The organism is Methylobacterium sp. XJLW (assembly GCF_003254375.1).
Classification (GTDB): Bacteria; Pseudomonadota; Alphaproteobacteria; order Rhizobiales; family Beijerinckiaceae; genus Methylobacterium; species Methylobacterium fujisawaense.
In genome coordinates this window covers 2,971,556-2,987,564 of sequence record NZ_CP016429.1, presented here as the reverse complement: position 1 = coordinate 2,987,564, position 16,009 = coordinate 2,971,556, and the positions used below count along the sequence as shown (strand labels likewise).

General features: G+C 71.8%; 11 protein-coding genes. 2 read left to right on the top strand and 9 right to left on the bottom strand.

Features of this window, described 5'->3' with window-relative positions; translation table 11 throughout:
• Positions 1–70: 70 nt before the first annotated feature.
• From A3862_RS13830 to A3862_RS13815, 4 genes are all read right to left on the bottom strand, one after another.
• A complete protein-coding gene (locus tag A3862_RS13830) occupies positions 71–1,732 on the bottom strand; it encodes an OFA family MFS transporter (protein WP_052083660.1) in 1,662 nt (553 codons plus the stop codon).
• Positions 1,733–2,030: 298 nt separating this feature from the next.
• Positions 2,031–2,717, bottom strand: coding sequence for a hypothetical protein (locus tag A3862_RS13825; protein ID WP_043758906.1), 687 nt, complete (start codon positions 2,715–2,717; stop codon positions 2,031–2,033).
• A 163-nt stretch (positions 2,718–2,880) separates the two neighbouring features.
• Entirely contained in the window at positions 2,881–5,580 is a 2,700-nt protein-coding gene (gene acnA / locus A3862_RS13820) for an aconitate hydratase AcnA (protein ID WP_043356884.1), read from the bottom strand.
• A 438-nt stretch (positions 5,581–6,018) separates the two neighbouring features.
• Positions 6,019–6,837, bottom strand: coding sequence for a tetratricopeptide repeat protein (locus A3862_RS13815; RefSeq protein WP_043761377.1), 819 nt, complete (start codon positions 6,835–6,837; stop codon positions 6,019–6,021).
• 129 nt (positions 6,838–6,966) lie between these two features.
• Here A3862_RS13815 and A3862_RS13810 point away from each other — a divergent pair, with 129 nt between their 5' ends.
• Positions 6,967–8,367, top strand: coding sequence for a leucyl aminopeptidase family protein (locus A3862_RS13810; protein WP_043758908.1), 1,401 nt, complete (start codon positions 6,967–6,969; stop codon positions 8,365–8,367).
• 38 nt (positions 8,368–8,405) lie between these two features.
• Here the strand turns inward: A3862_RS13810 and A3862_RS13805 are convergent, their stop codons facing one another.
• The 3 genes from A3862_RS13805 to A3862_RS13795 form a co-directional block, all read right to left on the bottom strand.
• On the bottom strand, positions 8,406–9,578 hold the full coding sequence (locus tag A3862_RS13805) for a M20 aminoacylase family protein (protein WP_043381111.1): 1,173 nt from the start codon (positions 9,576–9,578) through the stop codon (positions 8,406–8,408).
• 279 nt (positions 9,579–9,857) lie between these two features.
• Positions 9,858–10,331, bottom strand: a complete 474-nt coding sequence (gene cueR / locus A3862_RS13800; RefSeq protein WP_043356871.1) for a Cu(I)-responsive transcriptional regulator — start codon at positions 10,329–10,331, stop codon at positions 9,858–9,860.
• Positions 10,328–12,802, bottom strand: a complete 2,475-nt coding sequence (locus tag A3862_RS13795; protein WP_043761379.1) for a heavy metal translocating P-type ATPase — start codon at positions 12,800–12,802, stop codon at positions 10,328–10,330. The genes cueR and A3862_RS13795 overlap by 4 nt, the downstream gene beginning before the upstream one ends.
• A 178-nt stretch (positions 12,803–12,980) precedes the next feature.
• On the opposite strand from A3862_RS13795, the gene A3862_RS13790 reads away from it, so the two are divergent.
• Positions 12,981–13,592: a glutathione S-transferase family protein gene (locus A3862_RS13790; protein ID WP_043758910.1), complete on the top strand. Its 612-nt coding sequence runs from the start codon at positions 12,981–12,983 to the stop codon at positions 13,590–13,592.
• Here the strand turns inward: A3862_RS13790 and A3862_RS13785 are convergent.
• Both A3862_RS13785 and A3862_RS13780 read right to left on the bottom strand, forming a co-directional pair.
• Positions 13,574–14,845, bottom strand: a complete 1,272-nt coding sequence (locus A3862_RS13785; protein ID WP_193376699.1) for an ATP-binding protein — start codon at positions 14,843–14,845, stop codon at positions 13,574–13,576. The genes A3862_RS13790 and A3862_RS13785 overlap by 19 nt on opposite strands.
• Positions 14,846–14,860: 15 nt before the next feature.
• A complete protein-coding gene (locus tag A3862_RS13780; RefSeq protein ID WP_043350479.1) occupies positions 14,861–15,949 on the bottom strand; it encodes a lysylphosphatidylglycerol synthase domain-containing protein in 1,089 nt (362 codons plus the stop codon).
• Positions 15,950–16,009 lie beyond the last annotated feature (60 nt).

Here is a 16,009-nt window from a genome sequence, read left to right as displayed (position 1 = left end):
GGCATCCCGGCACGGCGAGGCGCCGGAAACCTAGCGACCCGCCGTGCCTGCCACAACCGAGCGATCGGGTTCAGCGGAACAGGATGAACGCCTTCGACAGGGTGATGCCGATGCCCCAGACGATCGGGATGCCGACCACCGCCCAGGCCAGGCCGGCGCCGGGGCTGAAGCCGCCGCGGCCGATGCCGAAGGAGCCCGACGGCCCGGAGGCCGTGGCGCCCGAGCGGACATCCAGGGAGGCCCGCTCGGAATCGGACATGAACCACCTTTGCGCCAGCGGCCGGACCAGCAGGTTGCAGAGGAACCCGACCGCCAGGAAGCTCGCGAGCACGTACATGGTGCGGCCGTAGAGGTCCGCCCCCTGCACGCCGGCCGCGACCTGCGCCTCGCGGATCTTGGTGATGACGAAGGGCCCGACGATGCCCGCCATCGACCACGCGGTGAGCAGGCGCCCGTGGATGGCGCCCACGAACTGCGTGCCGAACACGTCAGCGAGGTAGGCCGGGACCGTCGCGAAGCCGCCGCCATACATGGACAGGATCACGCAGAAGATCGCGACGAACAGCGCCTGCGAGCCGATGCCGGCGGCCCAGGGCGCGGCCGCATACAGGAGGCCGCCCAAGGCGAAGAAGATCGCGTAGGTGCCCTTCCGGCCGATCCGGTCCGACATCGAGGCCCAGAAGAACCGGCCCAGGATGTTGAACAGGGAGAGCAGGCCGACGAAACCCGCCGCGATGGCGGCGACCTGCGCCTTCTGGCCAGCGTCGAGGGCGGAAAAGCCGGTGCCCGGCAGGCCGATCAGCTCGCCGCCGAAAATCTCCTGGAGCATCGGCGAGGCCAGCGCCAGCACGCCGATGCCGGCGGACACGTTGAGGAACAGGACGAGCCAGATCATCCAGAACTGGAAGGTCTTGTGCGCGTCGCGCAGATGGACGTGGCCCGAGGCGATCATGGCGTTCTTGGCGGTCGGGTTGGTCCAGCCGTCCGGGCGCCAGCCGGCCGGGGGCACCCGGTAGCCGAAGGCGCCGCCCAGCATGAACAGGATGTACCCGACACCCATCACGGCGAGCGTCTGCCAGACACCGGCCGAATCCGCGGTCCGGAAGCTCTTGATCAGGCTGTCCGCCAGGGGCGAGCCGATCATCGCGCCGCCGCCGAAGCCCATGATCGCCATGCCGGTGGCCATGCCGCGGCGATCCGGGAACCATTTGATCAACGTGGACACCGGCGAGATGTAGCCGAGGCCCAGCCCGATGCCGCCGATCAGGCCCATGCCGAGCCAGACCAGCCAGAGCTGGTGGACGTAGACGCCGAAGGCGCCGATCAGGAAGCCGCCGCCCCAGCAGAGGGCCGCCGCGATGCCGGCCTTGCGCGGGCCGGCCCGTTCCAGCCAGCCGCCGAACAGGGCGGCCGAGAGGCCGAGCACGACGATGCCGATGGAGAACACGGTGACGAGGTCGCTCACCCGCCAGTCGCAGGTCGTCGTGAACAGGGCCGTCATCACGCCCATGTCGGGGCAGGCGGCAGGAGCCGGCTGACCCACGGAGAGCGCCCGGGTCAGCGGCAGCCAGAACACCGACAGGCCGTAGGCCATCCCGATACAGAGATGGATCGCCAGCGCCGCCGGCGGGACCAACCATCGGTTGAAGCCCGGCTTGGCGACGATCCGCTCGCGCGACAACAGATTCGGGATTCTCTCAGGCGCGATCGCGCCCGCCACTCCAGCGCCCATCTTGGATTCCTCCGCCGCAGCCTCGTTGACGGGCCGCTCGGCGGCGGAAGATGCGCGATTTGTGTGCACGGCACCAGCGCGTGGCACGCTGGGGAAGCAATTTTAATCCGTTCCCGCGCCGTTTGTATGCGCCTTCCCGGCGAATGGACCTTCGCCCCGCGAGGCGAGGCCGGACCGATTGACCCCCTCCCGGCGGCCCGAAGGCCTCCGCGACGCGGCTGCAGGGCGAAGATCGAACGTCGCCCCCAGGCCCTTGATCGGCCCGCGCGACGGAATGCGTCGGGCGGGCCGTCCGGCCTTACATGGGCGGGGTCAGGCCATCCTTGCCGACCGCGATGAGCTTGCCGTCGGCCTTGGCGCCATCCTTGGCGACCACGGCGAAGACCTTGGAGCCGGGCGTCAGGATCGCCTTGTCGGCGGGCTCGAACGCGACGATCGGCGCCGAGGAGGGCACCACGATCTCCTTGGAGCCGTCCTTGCCGTAGCTCACCGTCAGAGTGCGCTCGCCGCCGGAGGCCGCCTTGTCGGCCTTCACGGTGCCGTTGGTCATGGCGCTCTTCACCTTGGGCGCGCCCGACGTCTCGGCCTTCACGGTGCCGTTGGTCATGGCGCTCTTCACCTTGGCGCCGGCGCCCGCGGTCTGATCGGTGATCGTATCCCAGCCGTAATGGCCCTCGCCGGTGCCGCGCATCGACTCGGGGAAGAGCACGACCTCCAGGGCGGTCATCGGGTTCTCGCCCTTGGTGGCGGTGCCGATGAAGACGCCGTCCTTGATCTGGTCGAGGCTCGACGGGACCACCCAGGCGAACTTGGCGCCCGCGACATCCACCGTCTCCGACTTGCCGTCGTCGGTCTTGATCGTGAGCGTGCTGCCGTCGGCTTTGTCGACGGTACCGCGGACGCGCTCGACCTGCGCGGCGAAGGCCGCACTCGACAGGAGGGCGGTCAGGCCGGCGGCGGCGAGGGTCTTGCTGAGGTGCTTCATCGGGGTCCCATCCTGGATGCGGAAGCCCGGTTATGGGGCGACACGCGCGCGAAACAAGGTTGTGCGCAAGCGAAATCATCGCCCTGAGAAACAAATAAGGCGGCGCCCGGGGGACGCCGCCTCATCGGTCGCGGGGGCGGCCCGAGGACCGCCCGGTGCGTGGTCAGGCCGCGAGCGAGCGCAGCACGTAGGGCAGGATGCCGCCGTTGCGGAAGTATTCCAGCTCGTCGAGGGTATCGATCCGGCAGGTCAGCGGGACCTGCTTCACCGAACCGTCGGCGGACTTGATCTCCGCGGTGAGCGTCTGGCGGGGCTTCAATTCGCCGGCGAGGCCCTTGATGGTGACGGTCTCGTCACCCTTCAGGCCCAGCGACTGCCAGCTCGTGTCGCCCTGGAAGACCAGCGGCACCACACCCATGCCGACGAGGTTCGAGCGGTGGATGCGCTCGAAGCTCTCGGCCACCACGGCGCGGACGCCCAGCAGCTTCGTGCCCTTCGCCGCCCAGTCGCGCGACGAGCCGGTGCCGTATTCCTTGCCGGCGAAGATGACGAGCGGCGTGCCCTGTTCGGCGTATTTCATCGCCGCGTCGTAGATGAACATCTTCTCGCCGGAGGGCTGGAAGTGCGTCCACCCGCCCTCGACCACGCCGCCGGAGGCGTCCTTCACCATCTGGTTCTTGATGCGGATGTTGGCGAAGGTGCCCCGCATCATCACCTCGTGGTTGCCGCGCCGCGTGCCGTACTGGTTGAAGTCCTGCACGCGCACCTGATGCGACTGCAGGTACTCGCCGGCCGGCGAGGCCGCGCGGATGTTGCCCGCCGGCGAGATGTGGTCGGTGGTGATCGAGTCGAGGAACAGGCCGAGGATCCGGGCATCCGCGATGTCCTCGACCGGCTTCGGGGTCTTCTCCATGCCGACGAAGTAGGGCGGGTTCTGCACGTAGGTGGAGCCCGGGTTCCACGCGAAGGTCTCGGCCTCGGTGACCTCGACGTCCTTCCAGTTCTGGTCGCCGCCGAACACGTCCGCGTAGCGGGACTTGAACAGCGCCGAGGTGATGTTCTCCTCGATGAACTGCTGCACCTCGGCCGAGGACGGCCAGATGTCCTTGAGGTAGACCGGCTTGCCGTCCGAGCCCAGGCCGAGGGGCTCGGTGGTGATGTCGATCTGCATCGAGCCGGCCAGCGCGTAGGCGACCACGAGGGGCGGCGAAGCGAGGTAGTTCGCCCGCACGTCGGGGTTCACGCGGCCCTCGAAGTTGCGGTTGCCCGAGAGCACCGCCGCGGCCACGATGTCATTGTCGTTGATGGCCTTGGAGATCGCCTCCGGCAGCGGGCCGGAATTGCCGATGCAGGTGGTGCAGCCGAAGCCCACGAGGTTGAAGCCGAGCGCGTCGAGGGGGTCCTGCAGGCCGGATTTTTCGAGATATTCTCCGACCACCTGCGATCCTGGCGCGAGCGAAGTCTTCACCCAGGGCTTCGAGCGCAGGCCCTTGGCCACCGCATTGCGAGCCAGAAGCCCGGCGCCGATCATCACCGAGGGATTCGACGTGTTGGTGCAGCTGGTGATCGCGGCGATCACCACGTCGCCGTGCCCGAGGTCGAAGTTCGTGCCCTCGACGGGGTAGCGGCGCGCGATGTCGGCGGCCTTCTTGAACTCGGTCTCCATCGAGCCGGCGAAGCCCGGCTTGGCGCCGTCGAGGAGCACCCGGTCCTGCGGGCGCTTCGGGCCGGCAAGCGAGGGCCGGACCTCGCCCATGTCGAGTTCCAGCGTGTCGGTGAAGACCGGATCGGGGGTCTGGGCGTCGCGCCACATGCCCTGCGCCTTGGCGTAGGCCTCCACCAGGGCGATCCGGTCGTCGGAGCGGCCGGTGACCTTCAGGAAGTCGATGGTCTTCTGGTCGATCGGGAAGAAGCCGCAGGTGGCGCCGTATTCCGGAGCCATGTTGGAGATCGTGGCCCGGTCGGCGACCGCCATGTCGTCGAGGCCGGGGCCGTAGAACTCCACGAACTTGCCGACCACGCCCTTCTTGCGCAGCATCTGGGTGACGGTGAGCACGAGGTCGGTGGCGGTGGTGCCCTCGGGCAGCTTGCCCGACAGCTTGAAGCCCACGACCTCGGGAATCAGCATCGACAGCGGCTGGCCGAGCATGGCCGCCTCGGCCTCGATGCCGCCGACGCCCCAGCCCAGCACGGCCATGCCGTTGACCATGGTGGTGTGCGAATCGGTGCCGACCAGCGAATCGGGATAGGCCACCTCGGACCCGTCCTCGGACTTCGTCCAGACGGTCTGGGCGAGGTATTCCAGGTTCACCTGGTGGCAGATGCCGGTGCCCGGCGGGACCACGGAGAAGTTGTCGAAGGCCGACTGGCCCCACTTCAGGAAGGTGTAGCGCTCGCCGTTGCGCGAGTATTCCAGGGCAACGTTGTCGGCCAGCGCCTTCGGGGTGCCGAACTCGTCGACGATCACCGAGTGGTCGATGACGAGATCCACCGGCACCAGCGGGTTGATCTTCTGCGGGTCGCCGCCCAGCGCCACCATGGCGTCGCGCATGGCGGCGAGGTCGACCACCGCCGGCACGCCGGTGAAGTCCTGCATCAGCACGCGGGCGGGGCGGAACGCGATCTCGACCTCGGCCTTGCCCTTCTGGTCGAGCCAGCCGACGGCGGCCGCGATGTCGGCCTTCTTGACCGAGCGGTCGTCCTCGCAGCGCAGCAGGTTCTCCAGGATCACCTTCATGGAGAAGGGCAGCGCGGTGGCCGAGGCGAGGCCGTTCTTCTCGGCCGCGGGAATGGAATAGTAGGTGTAGGTCTTGCCGCCGGCTTCGAGCGTCTGGCGGGCCTTGAAGCTGTCGAGTGAGGGCACGGCTGGTTCTATCCTCGCTGCGGGTTGTCGAACACGCGCAGGCAAGACCTGCGCTACGAGATCCGTGTTCGGCCTGTGTAGCGCCCGACGGGCGCGCGCCGCCCCGGGAGTGCCCGGGCAGGACGATGCGCGGGGGCGATTTGGACGCCCGTGATGCCGCGCGGCGCAGCCGGGGAGGGATATAGAACTTTTCGAATCTGGCCGCTACCGGGTCGTCGTGACAGGTGCGTTTTCCTGTCGGGCACGGTGCGGAGGGGGCACGACGGCGGTGAGCGGGTGCACGCGCCGTCCCGTTCCGCGCATGGGGTCAGGCGACCTCTGCGTCGGGGTGCATCGTCGGTCGCGAACACTGAGGGCGGGCCCGGACCGGCGGGGTGACCGGCCGCCACGGGTTTCGGCGCAGATCGGACCGAAGAATCAGGCCGATGGGCCGTCGCGTCACCCCTGGCCCGGCGCCCCCATGCCGGACAACGACTTGGGCCGATTGGGCTGGGCCGCGAGCCGGCGCAGGGAGGCGACGTTCGTGGCCGCCTCCTCGGGGCTCATGTCGCGGCGCAGGACCGCCTCGGCATCGGCGAAGCGGCCTTTGAGGCCCAGGACCATGGCGAGATTCGCCCGCACCCGCGCGTCGGCGCCGGGCTGGTCGGCGGCCTGCCGGAGAGTCTGCTCCGCGAGATCGAGATTGCGCGACAGCGCGTAGGACAGGCCGAGATTGGACAGGAGCGAGGGCTCGTTCGGCCGGATCTTGAGGGCGGCCTCGTAGAAGCTCTGCGCACGCTCCTGCTCGCCGAGCTGGGCGGAGGCCGAGCCCTGTGCCGACAGGATGCGCCAGTCGGGATTGGCGGGCGTATGCGCGTTGGCGAGCACGTCGATCGCCTCGCGGAATCGACCCGCCTCGACCAGCGACTTGCCGTAGGCGCCGAGGAGGACCCGGTCGCGCGGGTTGCGCAGGGCCGCCTGCTGCAGCACCGCCGAGGCCTGGCTGATCTGATCGGTGGCCCGCAGGGCGCGGGCATAGGCGATCGCCGTGCGGCCGTCGGTGGGATCGGCGTTGAACCGCTCGGCCAGCCGGTCGATGTCCTGTCGCGCGGGCACCGCGGCGGCGGCCGGTGTGCCCTCGAGCGAGCCGATCGAGCCGGTCGTTTCCGGAGAGCGGGTGTTGCAGCCGGCAAGCCCCAGCGCGACGACGGCCGCCACCAGAGCGGCGCGGCCACCGGCATTGGCCTGGGATCGTGTGACCCGGATCAGGGCCGTCATCATGGTACGCTCCGCCGGCATCTGGCCTGGACGCGATGGCACGCGCTTCACGCTCCCGGCCGGCCGGTGATAGAGCGTTAACCCTAACCACCGGTTAAGCCGCCCATCCGGACGGCATGCGAGAGGCACATGACCCAGGCCGAGATTCCGGCGACGACCCTCGGGCTCCTGCCCGGCGACACGCAGGCCGTGCCGGTGAGCCTGGTCACGACCGGGAGCTGGGCAAAGGTCGAAGCCGGCCTGGAACCGGCCCAGCGGAGCTTCGCGCGGGCCATCGGCTTCAAGCCCAAGGCGGGCGGCCTCGCACTGCTGCCCGGCCCCGACGGCAGCCTCGCGCGGGTTCTGTTCGGCCTCGGCGATCCGGAGGCGGCAAGCCACGACCGGCTGCTCGTCGGCAAGCTGCCGGGGCTTCTGCCGGAGGGCGTGTTCCGGCTGGACGACGCGCCCGAGCCCACCGAGGCGGCGCTCGCCTGGCTGATGGGGAGCTACCGCTTCGGCCGCTACCGCTCCGGCGGCGGGAGCCAGGCCCGGCTCGTGGCGCCGGCCGGCATCGACGCGGCCGAGGTGGAGCGGATCGCCGCCGCGGTGGCGATGGGCCGCGATCTCGTCAACACGCCGGCCAACGATCTCGGCCCCGCCGAGATCGAGGCGGCGGCCCGGACGCTCGGCGCGCGCCACGGCGCCTCCGTCACCGTCACGCAGGGCGAGGCGCTCGCCACGGAGTATCCCCTGATCCACGCGGTGGGCGCCGCCTCGCCCCGGGCGCCACGGCTCATCGACCTGACCTGGGGGCCGGCGGATGCGCCGCGCGTGACCCTGGTCGGCAAGGGGGTGGCCTTCGACACCGGCGGCCTCGACATCAAGCCGTCGGCCGCGATGCTGCTGATGAAGAAGGACATGGGCGGGGCCGCCGCAGCGCTGGCCGCCGCCGACATGGTCATGGGCGCGCGCCTGCGCCTGCGCCTGCGCCTGCTGATCCCCGCGGTGGAGAACGCCGTATCGGGCAACGCCTTCCGCCCCGGCGACGTGCTGCCGAGCCGGGCCGGGCTCAGCGTCGAGATCGGCAACACCGATGCGGAAGGCCGGCTGATCCTGGCCGACGCGCTCGCCCTCGCGGACGCGGACTCCCCCGAACTGATCCTCGACTTCTCGACCCTCACCGGCGCCGCCCGGGTGGCCCTCGGGCCGGACCTGCCGGCCTTCTTCACGGAGGACGATGCGCTGGCCGAAGCGGTGGCACAGGCCGGCCGGGCGGCGATCGATCCGGTCTGGCGCATGCCGCTGCACGCGCCCTACGCGAGCCTCCTCGACTCCAAGGTGGCCGACCTCAACAACGTGTCCGGCGGGCCGTTCGCGGGGGCGATCACCGCGGCCCTGTTCCTGCGCCGCTTCGCACCCAACACCAAGGCGCACGGCCATTTCGATCTCTACGGCTGGAACCCCTCCACCAAGCCCGGGCGGCCCGAGGGCGGCGAGGTTCAGACCGCGCGGCTGACCTACACGCTGCTCAAGACGCGCTACGGGGGCTGATACGGCCTCCGCGAGGCTCGGGACGGCGGGGAGCCCGCTCAGGCGGTGAGCGGCAAGCCGGTCTCGATCAGGCGCGCCCACAGGGAAGCCCCGTACGGCGCGGCCGCGTCGTTGAAATCGTAATGCGGGTGATGGAGCGAGGCGCTGTCGCCGTTGCCGATGAACATGTAGGCGCCGGGGCGACGGCCGAGCATGTAGGAGAAATCCTCCGCGGTCATCATCGGCGCCACCGCGCGATCGACGTTCTCTCGCCCCACCAGGGCCTCGGCGACATCGGCCATGAAGTCGGTCTCGGCGGGATGGTTCTCGGTGACCGGATAGCTCGATCCGTACTCGACCCGGCCGCGGGCGCCGAAGCCGCCGGCGATGTCGGCCACGAGGGTCTCGATCCGTCCCTTGATCTGGCTGCGCACCGCCTGGGACAGCGTGCGCATGGTGCCGCGCATGGTCACGGTCTGCGGCAGGACGTTGAAGGCCTCGCCGGCCTCGAGCGCACAGACCGAGACCACCGCCTGCTGCACCGGGTCGAGGTTGCGCGACACGATGCTCTGCAGGGCGATGATTACGTGGCTCGACACGAGCACGCTGTCGATGGCGTTCTGCGGGAGCGCCGCGTGCCCGCCCCGCCCCTCGATGGTCACGGTGAAGCGGTCGGTGGAGGCCATGATCGGCCCCGGGCGGATCGCGAAGGTGCCGATCGCCATGCCGGGGATGTTGTGCATCCCGTAGACCGACTCGACGCCGAACCGCTCCATCAGGCCGTCCTCGACCATGGCCTCGCCGCCGCCCCCGCCCTCCTCGGCGGGCTGGAAGATCAGCACGGCCGCCCCGTCGAAGTCCCGGGTCTCAGAGAGGTACTTGGCGGCGCCGAGGAGCATGGTCGTGTGCCCGTCATGGCCGCAGGCGTGCATCTTGCCCGGCACGGTGGAGCGGTAGGGCAGGTCGCGCACCTCCTGGATCGGCAGGGCATCCATGTCGGCGCGCAGGCCGATGGCGCGGTTGGAGGCGCAGCCCTTGCCCCGGATCACGCCGACCACCCCGGTGCGGCCGATGCCGGTGACCACCTCGTCGCAGCCGAAGGACCGCAGCGTCTCGGCCACGAAGCCGGCGGTGCGGGTGACATCGTAGAGCAGCTCGGGATGGGCGTGCAGGTCGTGCCGCCACGCCGTCATCGTGTCGGCGAAGTCGCGGATCCGTTCGAGGACGGGCATCGGGTCGGGGCTTTCGTGGCCTTTGGGGTGGGCCGGACCAGCAAAGCCGGGGCCAGCGCCGCCGTCAACGGCCGCGCTTGGCGCATGCGCGGCGCCCAGGGCCCGATCCGGACAGCGCGCAGAGCCCGGCCGTCCGGATCAACCACCCGATCCGCGAGCGCCGCGCACAGACCTCGCAGGGGGATTCAACGGATCGCCCCGTTCTGAGAGGGAGGCGAGCCGGGTTCGTCGCGCGCCACCGAGCCTCCGCCGGCGGCCCAGTGCGCCGTTCCGGTCCGCTCACGCGGCCCCCCGCGCCGGTCCCCGCCCCGCCAGCCCGCGGCTGCGCCGCCGTGGTTCGGGCGGATGGTCGTCCGCGGCGAGATCGTCGAGGATCGGGCAATCCGGCCTCTCGTCGCCGCAGCAGGCCTCCGCCAGATGCTCCAGCGTCCGCGCCATCCCCTCCATCTCGGCGATGCGGCGGCGCAGATCGGCGATCTGCTCCTGCGCGATCGCCTTCACCCCGGCGCTCGGCCGGGCGCGGTCGCGCCAGAGCGCCAGCAGATCCGCGATCGCGTCGACGCTGAAGCCGAGGTCGCGGGCGCGGCGGATGAAGCGGAGCGTGTGGAGGTCGGCGTCGCCGTAATGGCGGTAGCCGGATTCGGACCGCGCGGCCGGCGGCAGCAGGCCGGTCGCCTCGTACCAGCGGATCATCTTGGCCGAGACGCCGGTGCGGCGCGCCGCCTCGCCGATCGTCAGACTCGCCGCGCTCATGCCGCCCTCGCGTTGAGCGCGGGCGCCGCGCCGGCCGCGGGCCGTCCGCCGGCCCGGCGCAGCCGCAGGGCATTGCCGAGGACGAACACGCTGGAAAACGCCATGGCGCCCGCGGCCAGGATCGGCGACAGGGCCGGGCCGCCGAACGGCACCAGCACGCCGGCCGCCACCGGGATCAAGGCGGCGTTGTAGGCGAAGGCCCAGAACAGGTTCTGGCGGATGTTGGCCATCACCGCCCGCGACAGCGCCAGGGCCTCGACCAGGGCCTCGAGGTCGCCCGACATCAGCACCACGTCGGCGCTCTCGACCGCGATGTCGGTGCCGGTGCCGATGGCCAGCCCGACATCGGCCTCCGCCAGCGCCGGCGCGTCGTTGATGCCGTCGCCCACGAAGGCCACCGGCCCGTGCTCGGCCCGGAACCGCTGGACGGCCTCGACCTTCCCGCCGGGCAATACCCCGGCGGCCACCGCGTCGATGCCGAGGCTCCGCGCCACGCCGGCGGCGGTGACGGGGTCGTCGCCCGTGACCATCGCCACCACGAGGCCGCGCGCCTTCAGGGCCGCCACGGCCGCACGGGCCCCCGCCTTCACGGGATCGGCCACCGCCAGGATCGCGGCATGGCGGCCGTCGAGGACGAGGTGGACCGGGCTGCGGCCCTGGCTGGCCAGCGTCTCGGCGCGGGCGGCGAGATCCGGGTTCAGGGCGACGCCGAGCCGTTCCAGGTAGCGCGGGGCGCCGACAGCCACGGCCCGGCCCGCGACCCGTCCGGAGATTCCGAAGCCCGCCACCGCCTCGAAGCGGTCCGGCTCGGGCATGGCGAGGCCGCGGTCGCGGGCGGCCGCCACCACGGCGCCGGCCAGCGGGTGCTCGGAGCGGGTCTCCAGCGCGGCCGCGAGGGCCAGGGCCTCGGCCTCGGCGATGCCCGGAGCCGGCACGATCTCGGTGAGCCGGGGGCGGCCCTCGGTCAGGGTACCGGTCTTGTCGAGGGCCACGACCCGCACGTCGCGCAGGCCCTGCAGCGCGGCGCCGTCACGGAACAGCACGCCGCGCGCCGCCGCGCGTCCGGTGCCGACCATGATGGCGGTGGGCGTCGCCAGACCCATGGCGCAGGGGCAGGCGATGATCAGCACCGCCACGGCGTTGACCAGGGCCGGCCCCAGCGAAGGGGCCGGCGCCAAGAGCAGCCACGCCAGGAAGGTCGCCGCGGCGATCCCGATCACCGCCGGCACGAACCGTCCCGTGACGCGGTCGACCAGGGCCTGGATCGGCAGCTTGCCGCTCTGGGCGCGCTCCACCATGGCGGCGATCTGCGCGACCACGGTGGCGCCGCCCACGGCCTCGACCCGCAGGTCGAGGCTGCCGCGGCCGTTGAGGGTGCCGCCGACCACGGTATCGCCCGGCCCCTTGCGCACTGGCGCGGGCTCGCCGGTCACCATGCTCTCGTCGACATGGCTGGTCCCGGAGACCACGGCGCCGTCCGCCGCCACCCGCTCGCCCGGACGCACCCGGACGACGTCGCCGAGGCGCAGGGCGTCGAGGAGCACCTCGGTCTCGGCGCCGTCGCGGACGATCCGGGCGGTCTTCGGGGTCAGGTCCATCAGCCGGGCGATCGCCTGGCCGGTCCGCCCCTTGGCCCGGGCCTCCAGGGTCCGGCCGAGCAGGATCAGCGTGACGATCAGGACGCTCGCCTCGAAGTAGAGGTGCGCGGCCCCCGCCGGCAGGAGGTCTGGCGCCAGGGTCGAGACCAGCGAGTACAGGTAGGCGGCCCCGGCCCCGAGGGCGACCAGGGCGTTCATGTCGGGATGGCCGCGCAGCAGGCCCGGGACGCCGCGCAGGAAGAAGCGCCGCCCCGGGCCTGCGAGGACCAGGGTGGCGAGGATCGCCTGGACCAGGGCCGTCACCGGGCCGCCATGCAGCCCGGGAAGAAGGTGGCCGCCCATGTCGAGGACGACGACGGGCGCCGAGAGCACGGCGGCCGCGATCAGGTCGCGGCGCAGGGCGCGGCCCTCCTCCGCCTGACGGACCGACGGGTCGGCCGGCTGGCCGGCCTCGACCGGGCGGGCGTCGTAGCCGGCCGCCGCCACGGCCGTCACCAGATCGTCCATCGACACGACGTCCTCGGGATGCCGGATCGCGGCCCGTCCGGCGGCGAGGTTGACGCTGGCTCCGGTCACCCCCGGCACCGCGGCCAGCGCCCGCTCGACGCGGCCCACGCAGCTCGCGCAGGACATCCCGTCCACGGCCAGCAGGCTCTGCGTCTCGGGGACGGGGTAGCCGGCCTCCGCCAGCGCCGTCGCGACTTCCACCGGGCTCGTGCCCCCATCGAGGACGAGGCTGGCACGCTGGGTGGCGAGGTTCACCGCCACGTCCCGGGTGCCGGGCAGCGCCGCGAGGGCGCGCTCCACGCGGCCGACGCAGGAGGCGCAGGACATGCCCGTGACGGGCAGGGTCAGGGCGACGGATTTCGACATGGCGGTGATCCGGTTCGAAGCATCCATGCCGGGTCAGATGGGGCTTCCCATCATGGGAAGGTCAAGGGCGCGCGGGCCGGATATCGGACAGATCCAGGCGATGGCGAGCCGCTTCGCCCGTTGTCGAATCGCTCGCGCCCGGCCAAGCTTCCCGCATACCGGAGCGACGAGGGCGCGGATGAGCGAACCGCTGACGATCTATGGCGACCCGGGCTCCGGGAACTGCCTCAAGGTCAAGTGGGTCGCGGCCCATCTCGGCATCCCGGCGGTCTGGCGCGACGTAGATGTCCCGGGCGGCGGGACCCGCACGCCCGAATTCCTGGCCCTGAACCCCGCCGGGCGGGTGCCGATCGTCGTCCTGCCCGACGGCGCCGTGCTGTCGGAATCGAACGCGATCATCGTCTATCTCGCGGAGGGCTCCGCGCTGATCCCTGAAGCGGCCCTGCCCCGTGCCCGGATGCTGCAGTGGATGTTCTGGGAGCAGTACAGCCACGAGCCCTACATCGCAGTCCGCCGCTACCAGCTCCATTACCTCAAGCGGGCGCCGGAGGATCTCGACCCGAAGCTCGCCGAGCGGGGCGCCGACGCCCTGCGGCTGATGGAGCGGACGCTGGCCTGTTCCGCCTTCCTGGCGGGCGAGGCCATGACCCTCGCCGATGTGGCGCTCGTCGCCTACACCCGCATGGCCCATGAGGGCGGCTTCGACCTCGCGGGCTACGGGGCCATCCGCGCCTGGATCGGGCGCGTCGAGGACGGCCTCGGGATCGGCCCCTATGCCGGGCCGGCCTGATCGGCCGGGGGCGGCAGCGCGGCGGTGCCGTATTCCGGCAGGCTGACCCGCACGGTGGTCCCCTCCCCCACCGCGCTCTCGATGGCGATGCGTCCGCGGTGGCGGTTGAGGCTGTGCTTGACGATGGCGAGCCCCAGGCCCGTGCCCCCGCGGGCGCGGCTCGACGCGACGTCGACCCGGTAGAAGCGCTCCGTGAGCCGCGGGATGTGCTCGGGCGGGATGCCCGGCCCGTCATCGACCACGGACAGGACGATCCGGGGCCCGAGCCGCGGATCGTCCTCGCGGGCGAGCCCGACGCTGATCCGGCCGCCGCCGTATTTGACGGCGTTCTCGATCAGGTTCTCGATCACCCGGGCGAGCTCGTCGGAATCGCCGGGGACCACGAAGGGGCCGGCGCCCTCCTCCAGGCGGATCGTGGCGCCCCGCGCCTCGGCGGGCGGGCCCTGGGCGTCGACCATCTGGCGGGCCAGCGCCGCGAGATCGACCACGGCGGTGGGGGCCACGTGCTCCCGCAGCTCGATCCGCGACAGCGACAGGAGATCGTCGATCAGCCGCGTCATGCGCAGGGCCTGGACGCGCATGATCTCCAGGAAGCGCTCCCGGGCCTGCGCGTCATCGCGGGCGGGGCCCTGCAGGGTCTCGATGAAGCCGATCAGGGTGGCCAGCGGCGTGCGCAGCTCGTGGCTCGCATTGGCGACGAAGTCGACCCGCATGGCCTCCAGACGCCGGGCCGAGGTGAGGTCGCGCAGGAACAGCAGCGCGCTGACGCCGGATCCGTCGGGCATCGGCAAGGCGCCGATCTGGACCTCGAAGGTCCGCTCCAGGGGCACCCGGGTCGACAGCGCGACGCGGCGCGGCAGGCCGGAACTCAGCACCGCCTCGACGCCGTCGAGGACCTCCGGGTCGCGGAGCGCAAAGGACAGGGGCCGGGCGTGGTGCAGGGCCGGCAGGAGGGCCCGGGCGGCGGGGTTCGCCTCCACCACCAGGGTGCGCCGGTCCACCAGGATCACCGGATCCGGCACGTGGGCCAGGAGCGCCTCGGCGACGGCGTGGCGCTGCGTGGTTGCAGCCGGACGCGGCACCGGAGCCTCGCGGCCGCGGCCGCCGAGCCAGCCGCCCAGGCAGACGGCCACGAGCCCGGTCAGGATCAGCGGGAGATCGAGCCGCCCGGCCAGCGCGGTGGCGAGCCCGAGCAGGCCCGCTGCGATCGCGGCGCCGGTCCAGGCGGGGGAGCTGCGCAGGCGACCGGACATGGCAGGCGCGGCGGATCAGCGGGTTTCGGACTCGTCGCGCCACGCCCGGCCGGACGGGCCGGCCGTGCCCTCCGGAGGCCCCGGATCGCGCGCGCCGCCCGCCCGCTTGACGATCTCGTACAGGCCGAGCATCGCCAGGGCGGTCACGAACGGGACGACGTAGTAGCAGCCCCGGAACAGCAGCAGCGAGGTCAGCACCTCGTTGCGCGGCAGGCTCGACAGGGCGAGCAGGACCGTCGCCTCGAACACCCCGATGCCGCCGGGGGCGTTCGACGCGATGCCCAGCATGGCGGCGAGCACGTAGATCGCCAGGAAGGTGGTGAAGCCGAGCGTCGTCTCCTGCGGCAGCAGCACGTAGAGCACGGCCGCCGCCGCGCAGACGTCGCCGATCCCGACGATCATCTGGCCGATGGAGACGGAGGCCCCGGGCAGTTCCAGGCGCCAGTGCTTGACGGTGATGCTGCGCTTCTTGGCCGAGACCCAGGCGAGGTAGCCGAGCACGAGGGCGAGCGCCGCGAGGCCGACGCCCTGGTTGATCCGGATCGACGTGAAGGCGAGCCCGGCGAGCTGGCCCGCCTCGATGATCAGGCTCAGACCCAGCACCACTCCCATGCCGAGCCAGAAGGTGAAGCCGGCGATCACGGTCAGAGCCGCGATCTTGGCGGTGGACAGGCCCTGCCGGGCATAGATCCAGTAGCGGATCGTGCCGGCGGTGAGCAGCGGGAAACCGAGGGTGAAGCTCACCGCGTAGCTCGTGAACGAGGCGAGCGCGGTGATCCGGTACGGCACCTTGATCTTGAGCTGGCGCAGGGCGAGCGCGTCGTAGCCGGTGAGGAACACGTAGCTGACGCCGACGAACAGGAAGGCGAGCCCGAGCTGCTCGGCGGTCGCGGCCGCGATGGCGCTGCGCACCTCCGCCCAGCTCACGCTCTGGACGAGCTTCCACAGGACGCCGAGGGAGACCGCGAACAGCACGATGCTGGCGCCCGTGCCGATCCAGGCATAGCGGCTGCGCCGGACCTTCCGCTTCGCGTCCGCGGCGGCATCGTGCTCAACCGGCTCGACCGGCTCGGCCGGGCTCCGGTGCTGTCCCTGAAAATTCATGCCGATCGGCGTCCGCCCTTCCGGCTGCGCGGCCCGGCCGAAGGCCGTCAGCCCGAGCCG